The organism is Ruminococcus sp. B05 (assembly GCF_003628495.1).
Classification (GTDB): domain Bacteria; phylum Bacillota; class Clostridia; order Lachnospirales; family Lachnospiraceae; genus Schaedlerella; species Schaedlerella hominis.
Map to the genome: position 1 here is coordinate 15,310 of NZ_RBZR01000008.1, position 12,668 is coordinate 27,977.

The 12,668-nt window shown below is 48.0% G+C and carries 15 protein-coding genes; all 15 read right to left on the reverse strand.

Going from position 1 to position 12,668, the window contains the following annotated elements; all coding sequences use genetic code 11:
* Positions 1-27: 27 nt before the first annotated feature.
* On the reverse strand, positions 28-516 hold the full coding sequence (locus D8Q48_RS07690; protein WP_038269743.1) for a phage holin family protein: 489 nt from the start codon (positions 514-516) through the stop codon (positions 28-30).
* Positions 513-692 carry a hypothetical protein gene (locus D8Q48_RS07695; RefSeq protein ID WP_002591286.1) on the reverse strand — a complete coding sequence of 60 codons (180 nt, stop codon included), beginning with the start codon at positions 690-692 and terminating at the stop codon, positions 513-515. Before D8Q48_RS07695 ends, D8Q48_RS07690 begins: the two co-directional genes overlap by 4 nt.
* A gap of 24 nt (positions 693-716) precedes the next feature.
* Complete coding sequence (locus D8Q48_RS07700) at positions 717-1,778, reverse strand: reverse transcriptase/maturase family protein (protein ID WP_118019571.1); 1,062 nt, start codon at positions 1,776-1,778, stop codon at positions 717-719.
* A gap of 326 nt (positions 1,779-2,104) precedes the next feature.
* A complete protein-coding gene (gene avd, locus D8Q48_RS07705; protein WP_002591284.1) occupies positions 2,105-2,461 on the reverse strand; it encodes a diversity-generating retroelement protein Avd in 357 nt (118 codons plus the stop codon).
* Positions 2,462-2,501: 40 nt separating this feature from the next.
* On the reverse strand, positions 2,502-3,644 hold the full coding sequence (locus tag D8Q48_RS07710) for a hypothetical protein (RefSeq protein WP_121056126.1): 1,143 nt from the start codon (positions 3,642-3,644) through the stop codon (positions 2,502-2,504).
* A complete protein-coding gene (locus tag D8Q48_RS07715; protein WP_055056154.1) occupies positions 3,637-4,074 on the reverse strand; it encodes a hypothetical protein in 438 nt (145 codons plus the stop codon). The genes D8Q48_RS07710 and D8Q48_RS07715 overlap by 8 nt, the downstream gene beginning before the upstream one ends.
* A gap of 14 nt (positions 4,075-4,088) precedes the next feature.
* A complete protein-coding gene (locus D8Q48_RS07720) occupies positions 4,089-5,069 on the reverse strand; it encodes a hypothetical protein (RefSeq protein WP_243116252.1) in 981 nt (326 codons plus the stop codon).
* Positions 5,070-5,230: 161 nt separating this feature from the next.
* Positions 5,231-6,358 carry a siphovirus ReqiPepy6 Gp37-like family protein gene (locus tag D8Q48_RS07725; protein ID WP_243116253.1) on the reverse strand — a complete coding sequence of 376 codons (1,128 nt, stop codon included), beginning with the start codon at positions 6,356-6,358 and terminating at the stop codon, positions 5,231-5,233.
* Between the two features lie 31 nt (positions 6,359-6,389).
* Positions 6,390-7,277 carry a phage tail family protein gene (locus D8Q48_RS07730; protein WP_003023324.1) on the reverse strand — a complete coding sequence of 296 codons (888 nt, stop codon included), beginning with the start codon at positions 7,275-7,277 and terminating at the stop codon, positions 6,390-6,392.
* Between the two features lie 3 nt (positions 7,278-7,280).
* Positions 7,281-10,364, reverse strand: coding sequence for a PblA (locus tag D8Q48_RS07735; protein WP_118084905.1), 3,084 nt, complete (start codon positions 10,362-10,364; stop codon positions 7,281-7,283).
* Between the two features lie 209 nt (positions 10,365-10,573).
* Entirely contained in the window at positions 10,574-10,942 is a 369-nt protein-coding gene (locus tag D8Q48_RS07745) for a hypothetical protein (RefSeq protein ID WP_243010027.1), read from the reverse strand.
* Positions 10,943-11,011: 69 nt separating this feature from the next.
* Positions 11,012-11,575 (reverse strand): major tail protein, encoded by a 564-nt coding sequence (locus D8Q48_RS07750; RefSeq protein WP_118019563.1) that lies wholly within the window; start codon positions 11,573-11,575, stop codon positions 11,012-11,014.
* Positions 11,576-11,582: 7 nt separating this feature from the next.
* A complete protein-coding gene (locus tag D8Q48_RS07755; protein ID WP_118019562.1) occupies positions 11,583-11,909 on the reverse strand; it encodes a hypothetical protein in 327 nt (108 codons plus the stop codon).
* Complete coding sequence (locus D8Q48_RS07760) at positions 11,906-12,337, reverse strand: HK97-gp10 family putative phage morphogenesis protein (protein WP_118019561.1); 432 nt, start codon at positions 12,335-12,337, stop codon at positions 11,906-11,908. Before D8Q48_RS07760 ends, D8Q48_RS07755 begins: the two co-directional genes overlap by 4 nt.
* Positions 12,338-12,339: 2 nt before the next feature.
* Positions 12,340-12,663: a hypothetical protein gene (locus D8Q48_RS07765; RefSeq protein ID WP_009297820.1), complete on the reverse strand. Its 324-nt coding sequence runs from the start codon at positions 12,661-12,663 to the stop codon at positions 12,340-12,342.
* Between the last annotated feature and the right edge of the window lie 5 nt (positions 12,664-12,668).

Here is a 12,668-nt window from a genome sequence, read left to right on the forward strand (position 1 = left end):
CTCTTTGCTGCTATGTCCTTATTATTCTTATCTTTCCTGTGTCCTGTGTTCCTCTACGTTGCCTGTGGTGCTGTCCCCGTCCAGTTCGTCTGTGTCCGGCAGTTCGTCCGTATACTTCGCCAGAAACTCCCGCACCTTTTCCCATACCTTTTTTACGGGCAGCCCGCATAATGCCATATTCTTAAAAATACTCACTACCTCATAAGCAATGTAAAGCAATGCGAAAAATTCAGCCACGCCCACGGTATCAAGCCCTAAATATGTACGTGCCTGCTCCGGTATAAATCCGATTAAGTTAATCTTAATCAGTACGTCGATTGCCAGCATGAATACCAGAGAAATAAGCATACCTACTTTTCTGATAGCCCCGTCAATGCCTGCGCAGCTGTTAAATTTCTTCTCTTTGATTGCACGCAGCACGCCAAAAACCGTGTCGCACACAATCGCCAATACTACCAGCTGGATAATTTTGTTATGTGCCGCCGCCTCAATAAATTCTGTAATAGTCATGTTCATAAATCCTGCCTTTCTCTTAATTGCAAATTTTCTGCCCGCTCTTTCAGCTCTGCGCCGTCGTAGCCTGCTGTCTGCTCCCAGCTTTCCAGAGTGGCTATTAAATCAGCAATAAGCCTGCTTTGCTTTTCTATGGTTTCCTGTTGTTCTTGTACTACCCTTAGTAAATTGCTACTCATGTACTCGCTCCTGCATTCTGCCGCTTAAGCAGCCTTTTCTAAGGCTGCCTCTGCCAGCGTTTCTATTTTCTTTCGTAGGTTATAGCTGTCGGCGTGTCCTGCGTGTCCCGTCCAGCTCTGTATACTCTTTTGTAACTGTTCTTTTGTGATTTTACCGCTCTCGCACTTCTTGATAGTACGCTTTATGCGCTTTATGCTGTCCTTTCGTACTTTCCTGTGCGTTGCCCTGTGTTTGTAGCCTACAAAGTCTATACCGTTCTTTGCTGCCAGTATGGTAGTTTTCGGGTTAAACTCTAACTTAAGCTCTTCCCGTAAAAATTGCTCTATCCGTGCAAGCCAGCTACGCAGCTGTTCCTTGTCTGGGCTTAATATTACAAAGTCGTCCATATAGCGTATGTACGCCTCTACGCCCAGCTCGTGCTTGATAAACTGGTCTAATGCGTCCAGATATATATTTGCAAATAGCTGACTGGTAAGGTTTCCTACTGGTATCCCTACGCCGTCCGGCATATTGCCGTTGTGGTCTATTATCCTGTCCAGCAATGCCAGTACCCCAGCGTCTTTTATAACCTTACGTATTTCAGCCTTTAATATCGCATGGTCTATGCTCTGGAAATAATGGTGTATGTCTGCCTTGATAGCATAAAGCGGCTGGTCTGGGTGGTATTTGTTCCACTCATACAGCCACTCTTTTAATGTATCAGATGCAGCGTGCATACCTTTACCTTTCCGGCAGGCGTAAGACTGTGATATAAACCGCTTATCAAATATAGGCTCTAACACGTTGTTTATGGCGTGCTGTACCACCCTGTCATAGAACGGCAGCGCCATTATCTGCCGCTCTTTCGGTTCGTACACCTTAAAGTAATGGTATTCGCTCGGCTCATAGGCAAGGTTTAGAATATCTTCCCGCACCTTGTCTAAGTTTTCCTCTTTGTCTTTCGTAAAAATCAGTACGTCTTTTCTGTGGCGCTTACACTTTCTGGCTTTGTTATAGGCTTTCTGTACGTTTCCATAGTCGCCCATAGCCTCTAAAAGCGTAATGTGCCGCCCGTCCTTATCGGTAATGTATCCTACTCTCTTCAAGTATTAAGCTCCTGCCTTTCGCCGTAGCTACTAACCAGCAGCCGTATTTTTTCTCTTTGCCTCACGGCGGGACAGCCGCTCTGACTATAGGATATTAAACACTCGGTCTTATCCTTTTCTAAGTCCTTGCCAGTATTCCGTAGAACTCTGTGCCTGTAATGTTCTCACTAAGTCACACGCCCCACGAGCGCCAATGTTCGTATTGACATTCCACGGGTAGTTGTTGCAATTCACGGCACGAGCGCCGCAATTCGCCCCATTGTTCCAGTTGCCGCCCGCTATCAGCGCCGCCAGAGGCTGTAAGTAAGCAGCTGCCCCATATCCTGCTATTTTCTGGTCTTTACCTCTTCTATCAGTTCTCCCAGCATAACGCCTATTTCTTTCAGCTTGCGGCAGCTCTCGCCGTAGTGCCGTGCGTTCATGGCGCTATATTTCAAATCATGCGCCAGCCGCAGCAATTCTTTACTTTCCTGCAATGCCGTATCTACCGTGTATAAGTGGCTTTTCGTTGCCGTCTTATCCCACTTTATAACCTCTTGCAGCATTTCAAGAATTGCGTTTCTGGTCGCCGTCTGTAAGCTGAATTTCTCATACTTTGGGTACTTCGTAAGCAGAGGATAGATATATAGCAGAAAATCGTATATTTTCTGGTGTATAATATCTGTTTTTGTCTGTATGTCCATGTCTTACCCCCGTTTATCCGGCTGGGCTTTCGCCCGCCGTCTACAGAGAGTCACACGCCCCACGAGCGCCAATGCCCGCAGTGACATACCACGGGTAGCTGCTGCAATGCACGGCACGAGCGCCGCAAATCGCCCCACCGTCCCAGCGGCCGCCCGCTACCAGCGCCGCCAGAGAATATGCGTAATACTGGTAAATGTTACCAACGTTGTAAGACTTCTCGCCTGTGTTCAATGGGCTTTTCTTGTCCCAGCCCCACGCTACGCTTGCGTGGTAGTCTGCATTTGTGGCGTGTTCCGCTCTTGTAATAAGCTCGTCCAGCCACTCCCATACACGCCCCACGGCATCTACAACACCCACGGAAGAAACGGCATTTACTACGCTGCCCGTTACGCCTCTGCCTGTATTGCTGGTGGCGCTCCATGCGTTTGTATTTGCGTTATCCAGTCCGGCAGGGCTGCCAAAAGCATAAGCGCAAAACTCTGCATAGTTCGGCAGACGCTTACCGCTCTTTGCCAGACGTTCTACAAAGTTGTACCAGTTCATGCTTTCTGTACCCGTCATAGGTGCGCAGCCGTACTCTGATTTCAAGCCCTTCGCTCCGTCGTCAGAATTAAGGTAAATGTCTACCCATGTGCCGCCGCCTAAATATACCATACCCTCTGGGCTGCATTTCGGGCGGTGTCCCAGTGTCCATACAGAACGTGGTACAATGCCGTTGCTTACTGCACTTTCCCAGCCTGTGCCAAAAATAACGCTGCTGCCATTAAGCGGCTGTAAATTGCTGTCCACCTTGCGGCAGCGTCCATAATGAAAGCCGCCAATTTTACGGCTGTTTGTAGCGTTCCAGCCTGTCGGGTATGTAGAGTTAAGGGAAATTACGTATTTCTCGTCTGCGCTGTCAATTCTGCTGTCGCAGATATATACGTAATAGTCCTTACCTACCGCAAAAGCGCTGCCTGCGTCCAGATTAGCAGCCGTAAGAATGGTATTCGCTGTCTTGAAAATTCCAGCGCCGCCCACGGCAATTACGCAGCCCTCTACTACTGTCAGCTCATTTGCTCCGCTGGCGTAAATGTACTCATTGCTCGGTGCTACAATATCGCTGATTGTAGCCATTTTATTTACGTTCAAAAGCGCCCTTGCGTCGGTCTTTGTAACGTCGTCCACTAATAATCTACTCATACTGCTTTAATACTCCTTTCAGTGCTGCAATGTCGTCTGTTGTCATTCCTGCCACGGTGTCTGTGCGTTCCAGCGCAATTACCTTGCAGCCCGCTTTTACCGCTTTGGAAAGTGTAAGGGCTGTTCTGTCGTTTCCTGCCTCTCCTGCTGCCGCTGCCTCGTCGGTCTGGATATGTGTTACTCCCTGCACCGTGCCGGATACGTCGCCCGCTACGAATTTCATACCTACCGCTGCCTCGTCGCAGTAATATACCGTAACCGCCTTTTTCTCTTCCTCTACAGCTGCTACGCCGCACTCAATATAACGCTGGTTCTCTGCGCTCTCGATTTTCGCCAGCAAATCTGCTGCCGCCAGTTCTCCGCTTGCTACCATAGCAAGGCAGTTGTAATAATCCTCTTTTGTCTTTAATACTTTAGGAAATCCTTTCATGGTCTGCCGCCTTTCTAAAATGTATTTGCAAGATAGGAATTACCCACGTAGGTAGCCCCTAACACTGCCGTTTCTACTGTTCTTTCGTAATGCTGGCTCATGTATGCTGCACCCATGTAACACAATCCCAATACAGCATCATGCTTATAGTCAATGCCCCAGCCGCTTTCTACTCTCTTAAGTCGCTCGTCCAGCGCTGCTATTGCCTCTTTGGTTTCTTTCGTGCCTGCCTCTGCCTGCTTTTTCACTTCCTGCATGGCTGCTGCCAGCTCTTCAATTTGCAGTTGCAGGCTGCCTGCTATGTCCTCGCCCAGCTTGTCCTTGATACTCTCAAACCATGTGTTAAATTCGTTTTCAGCGTCCGACTGGAATAGCTTAATTTTTGCCATAAATTCTGTATAGGCGCTTAAAAGTTCCTTGTCCCAGTTGTCAAGCGTGCTTTCAAAACTGCTGTATCTTTCGTTAAACTGGCTCTCATACTGCGCAAATAAGCCCTCTGTCTTGCTTACGTAGCTGTCATATACGCCCGCAATCTCTGTAAGGTACTTTTCCATGTTCTGCTTATATGTGCTGAACTCGTCCAGCACGGCTGCGCTGTAGGTGTTGAAAAAGTCTGTAAACTGCTTTGTAAGCACGCTTGCGTCTATCTCTTCCACCGTTCCCGTCACAATGCCGCAGACTGCGCTATTAAACCGCTGGTCTGTGATATTCTGCGTCTGTATCCTTGTTACGCCCTTGCCTACGTAAATATCTGCAAGCGCAAGCTCCCATATTTCCGTAGTGCGTGTTACTGCCGTTGCTGTCGGCTTTGCAGACGGTGTGCCTTTCAGCACCGCAATATACATATCTCTTTGCGGCAAATCCCAGCGAACTACTACCCTGTCCACCCTGTTAAGCGCTCCCTCTGCCGTATCCAGTGTTACGCTAAGCGTTGCAGGATTTCTAAAGGCGTAGCCGTTTATAAAGGCATAGCCTGCATTTACTTTTATTTCCATGCCGCTGTAAGCTACCACCTGTAGCCCGTCGCTTGGCTTTGGAAAAATGCCGTTTGCAATGAAAGTAGCAAAGTACCACGCCCAATCCTCGGCTTTATATACCCTGTCGTACTCTCCGTCTACTGCCACGGCATTAAACGGTAAGCTGTTTGCCATTTCTGCTACCTCACTTTCCTAATCTGGTCTACCAGTGTCGGCAGGCTGTCGCCAAAAGTCGCCTCTATGGTTTCCTCGCCTTTCTGGTATGTTTCTGTTACTTCTGTAATGCGTGCATCTATCTGTATGCCCCACTTGGTTTCTTTGCAAGTAATACGGTCGCCTAAATCAAAATCAGCCTTAAATTTTAAGTTTGAATTTGTATTTATGGTACTTACAAAATTTATGTTCTTGCCGTAGTTTTCCAGCTCTGCGCTGCCTCTCGTTTTCAGCATTGCAATATAGGTATTCAGCGGTATTGTTACCTCTGTTTCCCCCTGCTGGTACTTTCTGGCAATGTCCGTAGCGTCGCAGAATACCTCTATCAAATCCAGCCCCGCTGCGCCCTCGCCGTCCACTGTTGTTACTGGCTGGCTGCCGTCGTCGTCAGCTGCTCCCTGCACATAAATAAAGTTGCCGCAGTTCTCTATACTGGCGGTATATTCCTGCTCGTTGACATTATCAAAATCTCTTGAAAATATGCAGGGCGTGTTACCCTCGGTATTTGTGGCTGTAAGGTCATTGCCCTTATACAGATAAAAGCCAAACAGTCCCTCTCTTTCGTTAAGCAGAATGTCATAGCCCAGCTTTCCAGCCTGCGCCCTTGCTTTTACTTCCTGCCCCAGCTGTGCGTATACCTCGTTTGCATATTCAACCGCCACACCGTCTATGGTTTCCTGCGCCAGAAATGTAAACAACGGAAAGCGCCGCTTTGTGCCTGCTGCGCTGCCGCAGTTGTTCTTTACCATAAGGTTTATAAGATACTGGTTTGTACCTGTTGCCACAATCTGCGGATAAATGCAGCGCTTATTAAGCCACCAGCTAAGCATATAGCCCTGTGCCTCTAACTGCTCTAAGCCGTTCTCGTCTTTGGTAATGTGTACGTAGGTTATCTGCGCTGCCCTGCGCCATACGCCGCCGTCAGCGGTCTTTACTTCCTTTTTCCCGTCGTGCTTGGTTATTAAATTGCCCTCTACCAGCAAACGGCTGTTATTGTCCGTAATCGGCGCAAGCAGGCTAAAAGTTCCTACGTCAAAATACTTTGTATGCCATAGCAGGCTTGCCAGCTCGTCTATAGCTCCCAGCGGCTGCACCGTCTTATCGAATACTCTAAGCTCCATACCGTCACACTCCTAAAAATTCCTTGCTGTAGAATATGGATACTTCCAGAGAATTTACGCCGCTGGCTGCATCATATCTAAACATATTGTCGCCTATGGCAAGCTGCATAAATGTACTGTCTACATCAATGTAGCGGAAATAGTCGGTTTCTACGCCGTCCCTTATCAGCTTAGCGCCCTTGCTGCCGTACTTCGTGTTAATCTCTATCACGTCGCCCGTTTTCATGGTGGCGTTAATCTGTATAAATTCCTCTGTATCCACATTAAGCAGTATCGGGTTTGAAACTGTCCCCAGTGCTGTAAACCTTATCCTCATTCCTGTGGATACGTCGCCCTCGTTGTAGCAGTCCACTATTACGCTTTCCGCTCGGTATCCGTATATCATGCTCTTTGTGCTGTCCTTTTCGATAACGCAAGGGAAATGCCACGCAGCCACCCAGCTTGCTATATCTTCCTTTGTTTCTTCCTCCTCCCGCCAGAACGGGTTAAGGCACTCTATCTGTAAATCAAACTCATAAAGTACCTCTTTCTTTAGTATCTTAGGCTCTCCATACGCCCTGCAATCAATCACACGCTTAAAGCCGCCGTACTCATACACCAGCGTAGCGCTAAGCTCTGGGTTAAATATCTTAAGCATACGGCGGCGCAGTTCCAATGCCTGCGCCTTATCCCGTGTGTTGATATGCCCCACTACGTCTATGTCCCTTGCCTCGATACGCTGCCCTACGTAGGTGTCGCCGTGCTGTCCCATACTGTTTGTGCTGTAAATGACGCTCGTAACGCCGGAAATGCCCTCTACGTCTTTACTTATGTTGCAATGGTATACGCTGTCTACTCCCAGCTCTAACCGCTCGCCCCTTGAATTTATGTAAGTCAGTTTTTCATTTTCCATGCGTTACACCGTCCTTGCTATCATTCTGAACTGTCGGGCTGCCTCTTTCTGCTGCTTTGCGTAGTCCGTAGTATTCGCATAAATATACTGATTGACAACTACGCCGCCTGCTGCACTGCCGCCACCTCTCGGCTTTGGCTTTTTGTCGTCGTAATCGTCTGTAAGCTCTTTGCCTACGTTTACCTTTGCGCCTACGTCGAACTCCTGCGGTACGCTGTCCTCAATCATTTTCTTAACGCCGCCGATTTCATCAGAAAAGCCAACGCCGATACCCTGCGCCAGATATACGCCGATTTCGTCACGCATCAGCTTAGACGGGCTGTTAATTCCAAATAATCCCTTAAGGAAGTCGGTAACATTACCTACCCAGCCGCTTATTTTGTCCTTTATCCACTGCGTAGCTCCATGTATGCCGTTCCAGATGCCCTCTACCATGTTCTTACCGAACCCAGCAAACGTACTGCCAATATCCTTAAATACGTCGGTTATGCCAGTAATTACATTTTTCATGCCCTCTACGGCTTTGTTCTTTACTTCTGTACCCCATGTAGCCACTTTGGAAATTGCGCCGGAAATGCTGTTGTATATCTTCTCTGGTATTTCCTTTACGATAGTAACAATGCCTGTTACCATTGTATTCATTACCTCTTTGGCTTTCGTAAGCATATTTGTACCCCACGTAGCCACTCTGGTAACTGCTCCTACTATGCTGTTCCAGATTTTCTGCGGTACTTCTTTCACGATAGTAACAATGCCTGTTACCATTGTGTTCATTACCTCTTTGGCTTTCGTAAGCATATTTGCGCCCCATGTAGCCACTCTGGTAACTGCTCCTACTATGCTGTTCCAGATTTTAGCAGGCGTTTCTTTCACAATCGTTACAATGTTCGTAAGCATTGTGTTCATTACTTCTTTGGCTTTGGTCTGCATATTTGCGCCCCATGTAGCCACTCTGTTAACTGCGCTTACTATGCTGTTCCAGATTTTAGCAGGCGTTTCTTTCACAATCGTTACAATGTTCGTAAGCATTGTGTTCATTACTTCTTTGGCTTTGGTCTGCATATTTGCGCCCCATGTAGCCACTCTGGTAACTGCGCTTACTATACTGTTCCAGATTTTCTGCGGCAGCTCCTTAACAATATCTATAACTTTCGTTACAAAATCTGTTATAACCGTGTCGCCTTTTTCCTGCATATTTGCGCCCCACTCTGCTATTTTCTCAACGCCCGCAGCGATTGCCTGCGGTATCAGAGTAGGCAGCTCTTTTATCTTGTTTATGATTGTTGTTACCAGCTTGCCTGCTGCCGTCAAAATCTTAGGCAGCCCCGTAATCAGTCCTGTTACAATGGCTGCAACAATCTGCGGCATAGCTGCGATTAAAAGCGGTATTGCATCTATGATGCCGTCAATCAGCGCAACTATAATATCGCCCGCACTTTCGATAATAAGCGGTATACCCTCAATCAACGCATTTATGATAGCCGTTATGATTTCCGGCAGCGCCTCAATCAGTACGGGCAACGCTGCTACCAGTCCCTGCGCCAGCCCTGTAATAAGCTGTAAGGCTGCTGTAATCAGCAGCGGTATATTTTCTATCAGCATGGTTACAATGTTCGTAACCACCGTTACGATTGTCGGCAGCAATGTAGGCAGCGCCTGTGCGATACCTTGCGCAAGGCTTATGAGTATCTGCATACCCGCCTCTAAAATCTGCGGCAGTAACTGTATCAGCATAGTTGCAATGCTGGTTACTACGTTTGTTATGGTCGGCAATAACGTAGGCAGCGCCGTTATAATTCCCTGCGCCAATGCCTGCATAATAGAGGGTGCGCTTTCCAGCACTGCCCCTGCTATATTCGTTATCACTTCCAATATCTGCGGTATCATTTGTGAAATATTGCTGATTATTCCAGTAACGCCCTGCTTTATCTTCTCGCCTGCGTCGTCCTGCCCCGCCATAAGGTCGCTTAGCCCGTCCATAATCATTGTGATAGACGGCAGCATTTCGCCAGTGATACTGTTCTTTACGCCGCTAAATGTCCATTGCAGGCGGCTTAAACTGTCCTCAAACGCTGCGCTTGCTGCTACTGCCTCGTCTGACATTATCATGCCGTATTCTTCTGTTTCGTCCATAAGCTGCTTAATTCCGTCTGCGCCAGAATTAAGCAACGGTAAAAGCTCGGCTGCGCTCTTTCCAAAAATATCCTGTGCGGCTGCATTTCGCTGTGTTTCATCTTCCATGCCCGCCAGTGCGTCTATGCTCTCTAAAAGCACCTGCTCCGTGCTTTTTATACTTCCGTCTGTATTTTTCAGCGATACGCCGATAGCCTCAAAACTTGCCCCTGCGCCTTTCGCTCCCTCTGCTGTTTTCCCCAGCTCTGTAGTAATGTTCTTAACGCCTTTTGTTAAGTCGCTTACGCTGCTGCCGCTTCTCTCGCAGGCATAGCTTAACTGCTGGTATAGGCTTGCGCTTATCTGCATTTTCTGGCTTTCCTTGTCTATCTGGTCGCCCGCAGATGCCGTATCACTCGCCATATCATAAAGTGCCTTGCCTGCTGCTACGGCTGCCGTGCCGATTGCCGCCACCGCTGCTGCCGTTGCTGTTGCAACCTTTTTTACAACCTCTGTAAAGCCACTGAATTTGCTTGTTGCCTCTTTCGCCTGTTTGCCGCTGTCCTCTACCTCGTTTCCCATTCCGTCTGCGGCTTTTTCTGCCTTGTCCAGCTCTGTAGTGGTCTTTCCTAACTCTGTTTCTGTATTCGCAAGGGCTGTTTTCTGGTAATTAAGCTGCGTTTCCAGCTTTTTACTTGCCTCGCTGTTCTCTCCTGTAGCCTCTTTGCACTTTGCAAGGGCTTTTTCTGTTTCCTCTACCTTTTTCTTTTGTTCGTCGTAAGTTTTGCGTAATACTTCCTGCTTGGCTTTCAGCGCCTCTGCACTGCTCGCATTGCTCTTATACTCTGCCGTTACAAGTTTCATTTCAGAGTTAAGCAGCTTAAGGGTGCTGTTAATCTCTTTGCAGGCTGCTTTATACTGTGCCTCGCCGTCAAAACTAAGTTTGGTTTTAATATTGTCTGTTTTATCAGCCATGATTTACAAGCCCCCTAACGCTATGTCTATGTCGTCCATGCCCTCTGCTGCCTGTGCTGGTGCGCTGCTGCTTTCCTGCCCGAAAATGTGCGGGTTATACTCCTTGTGATAGCCGAATAGCTTAATAATCTGGTAAGGTGTCTTTTTCCACGCCTCGCTTTCCGTGTAATGCAGCATAGCCATTGCTATATAAAGCAGCCGTGCGGTGTCTATTCGTCCTGCACGGCTACTCTGTTTCCCTCTTCTGTTGTGTCTGCCTCTCCGTCTGCTGCCTCTTTCTCTTCCCCGCCGTTTGTGGAATATACAAAAGCAGAGAAAATAGCGTCTTTAATCTGCGGCAGATTGCCGATATGAATTAACTTACCTACCTGCTGCTCTGTAAGCGGTGTTTCTCCCTCTTCCATGCCCTCGTTGATAATGAGGGTAAGCAACCAGCGTAAATCTTTAATCATGGTCGGGTTACTCTGGTCAAAAGCCTTGTCCAGCTTGTCATATCCCCCAAATCTGTCCTGCATCTCGTCCAGTGCATTAAGGGAAAACAGTAAATAATAGGTCTTGCCGTTCAGTTCTACGGGCATACGTCCGTCTTTAATTGCGCTCATGCTATAAATTAAGGCGCAGCCTGCGCTGCGCCTCTCTCCTTTCTCTTATACTTCCTGCATTGCCGCTGCCGGTTCGGGTACGGCTGTAAACCATGTCTTAGCCGCCTTACTGTCCTCTGTTCCCACAAAGTCTGCTTTCCAGCGGTTATCTTTCTTTCTGGCTGTAAAATCTGCCTCAATGTCCGGCGTATTAAACTTGATGCTCTCGCCCTTAGTTTCATACTTTTCAGACGGTACTTTGAATTTTGCTTTAAGCAGCCATACATAGCGGTATTTGCCGCCCGTTTTCTTTGCTCTGAACCCTACCGCAACATACGGCGGCTCGTCCTCTTTTCCAGCCCATACTACGCTGTTCTCGTCCACTTCCTGCCCCAGCAGCTCTGCCAGCACTTCCGGCGTAAGGTCTTTAATTCCCAGCTTAAGCGTGCCGCTTGCAAACTCCGTGACGCTCTCGCTTAACGTATCGTCTGCATATAAACTGCCGTCTGCGGTCTTTACGGATAAATCGGCTGTCATTGCCTCTGCCATTTTCTTAGGCGCTCCGTAGCTTTCTACGCCGTCTGCCTCTGTGCATACGGCATAATATAAATCTTTCAGTCCCAGTGTCATTGTTTAATCACTCCTCTTTCAAAATCTCGACTGTGATAGGCACTAACCAGTACCCCGTTTCTGTTTCGTAGCTTTCTGCATCTATGCTGTTGATATAAACGCCTGCTGCTATCAATACCTCTTTTGTCTTATCAAGCTGCGCCTCAAAATCGCCCTTATGGAAAAGCGTAACTCTATACATTTCCTTGCGCTCTTTCTCTTCGTCGTCTGCATTTACCGCAGACGTACCCAGCAGCCGCAGAAACGTATAGTATGCGTCCGGCTTATCCCGTCCAGTGTATACGCCCCTCTGGGCTGGCAGCCCTGCGCTTTCTAAAATCTCCTGTATGCTCATTTGCCCGTTTCACTCTCCCATATACTGTGCTGCGCCTCTACTACCTTTTCGTGCGCCTTGGCGTTTGCCGTTGTCATATACGGGCGTGCCTGCTGGCTGCTTGTCCCGTATTCTGCCACAAAGCCGATTGTTGCATAGCGCACTTTGCTTTTATCGCCTTTCCTGTCGTTTCCATGCCCTGCCCGTCCCTGCGGGTATATCTCTACGTATTTCTCCGTATCGTCGCCCTTTACGTCCGTAGCTTTTATGGAATTGATAAAACCGCCCGTTTCGTTCAGTCCCATTGCCTGTGCCTCTGCTTTCTGTGCCTCTATCAGCACATCTGCGCCAGCCTTAAGCATTTTCGGTACTGCCTCAACCGTGGCGGTTTCTCTCCTGCCGAAAGCGTCTATAATATCTTCCAGCCCGACTGTATTAAATTCTCCCATGCTTACACCTCGTTTCTGTGGCGTAAATCTGTAAGCGTAAGCTCTATGGTGTCTGTCCCTGTATCGTAGGTCTTAAGTACAAAATAGCGCCGCCCGTTTACTTCTACTACGTCCTCGCCGCCATAATCTGCCTTGTGTACCTCGTACTTTGCCTCTACCAGCTTTCCTGTCTGCTGGCTCTTAAAATATTCACTGTACCCTACTGATTTTTTATTACAGAATACAGTGCGGGCGCTTTCTTCCGGCTTTACTGCAAAGCCGTTTTTATTTACCCTGTTTTCTCCGCTTACCTCGCTTATTAGCGTTATCTCGTCTATCCAGTCCATTTTTA

Bases quoted from the DNA above. Each gene is read 5' to 3' on its own strand.
- D8Q48_RS07690 (WP_038269743.1), bottom strand. From the start codon at position 516: ATGAACATGACTATTACAGAATTTATTGAGGCGGCGGCACATAACAAA.
- D8Q48_RS07695 (WP_002591286.1), bottom strand. From the start codon at position 692: ATGAGTAGCAATTTACTAAGGGTAGTACAAGAACAACAGGAAACCATA.
- avd (WP_002591284.1), bottom strand. From the start codon at position 2,461: ATGGACATACAGACAAAAACAGATATTATACACCAGAAAATATACGAT.
- D8Q48_RS07710 (WP_121056126.1), bottom strand. From the start codon at position 3,644: ATGAGTAGATTATTAGTGGACGACGTTACAAAGACCGACGCAAGGGCG.
- D8Q48_RS07715 (WP_055056154.1), bottom strand. From the start codon at position 4,074: ATGAAAGGATTTCCTAAAGTATTAAAGACAAAAGAGGATTATTACAAC.
- D8Q48_RS07720 (WP_243116252.1), bottom strand. From the start codon at position 5,069: ATGGAAATAAAAGTAAATGCAGGCTATGCCTTTATAAACGGCTACGCC.
- D8Q48_RS07730 (WP_003023324.1), bottom strand. From the start codon at position 7,277: ATGGAAAATGAAAAACTGACTTACATAAATTCAAGGGGCGAGCGGTTA.
- D8Q48_RS07735 (WP_118084905.1), bottom strand. From the start codon at position 10,364: ATGGCTGATAAAACAGACAATATTAAAACCAAACTTAGTTTTGACGGC.
- D8Q48_RS07745 (WP_243010027.1), bottom strand. From the start codon at position 10,942: ATGCCCGTAGAACTGAACGGCAAGACCTATTATTTACTGTTTTCCCTT.
- D8Q48_RS07750 (WP_118019563.1), bottom strand. From the start codon at position 11,575: ATGACACTGGGACTGAAAGATTTATATTATGCCGTATGCACAGAGGCA.
- D8Q48_RS07755 (WP_118019562.1), bottom strand. From the start codon at position 11,909: ATGAGCATACAGGAGATTTTAGAAAGCGCAGGGCTGCCAGCCCAGAGG.
- D8Q48_RS07760 (WP_118019561.1), bottom strand. From the start codon at position 12,337: ATGGGAGAATTTAATACAGTCGGGCTGGAAGATATTATAGACGCTTTC.
- D8Q48_RS07765 (WP_009297820.1), bottom strand. From the start codon at position 12,663: ATGGACTGGATAGACGAGATAACGCTAATAAGCGAGGTAAGCGGAGAA.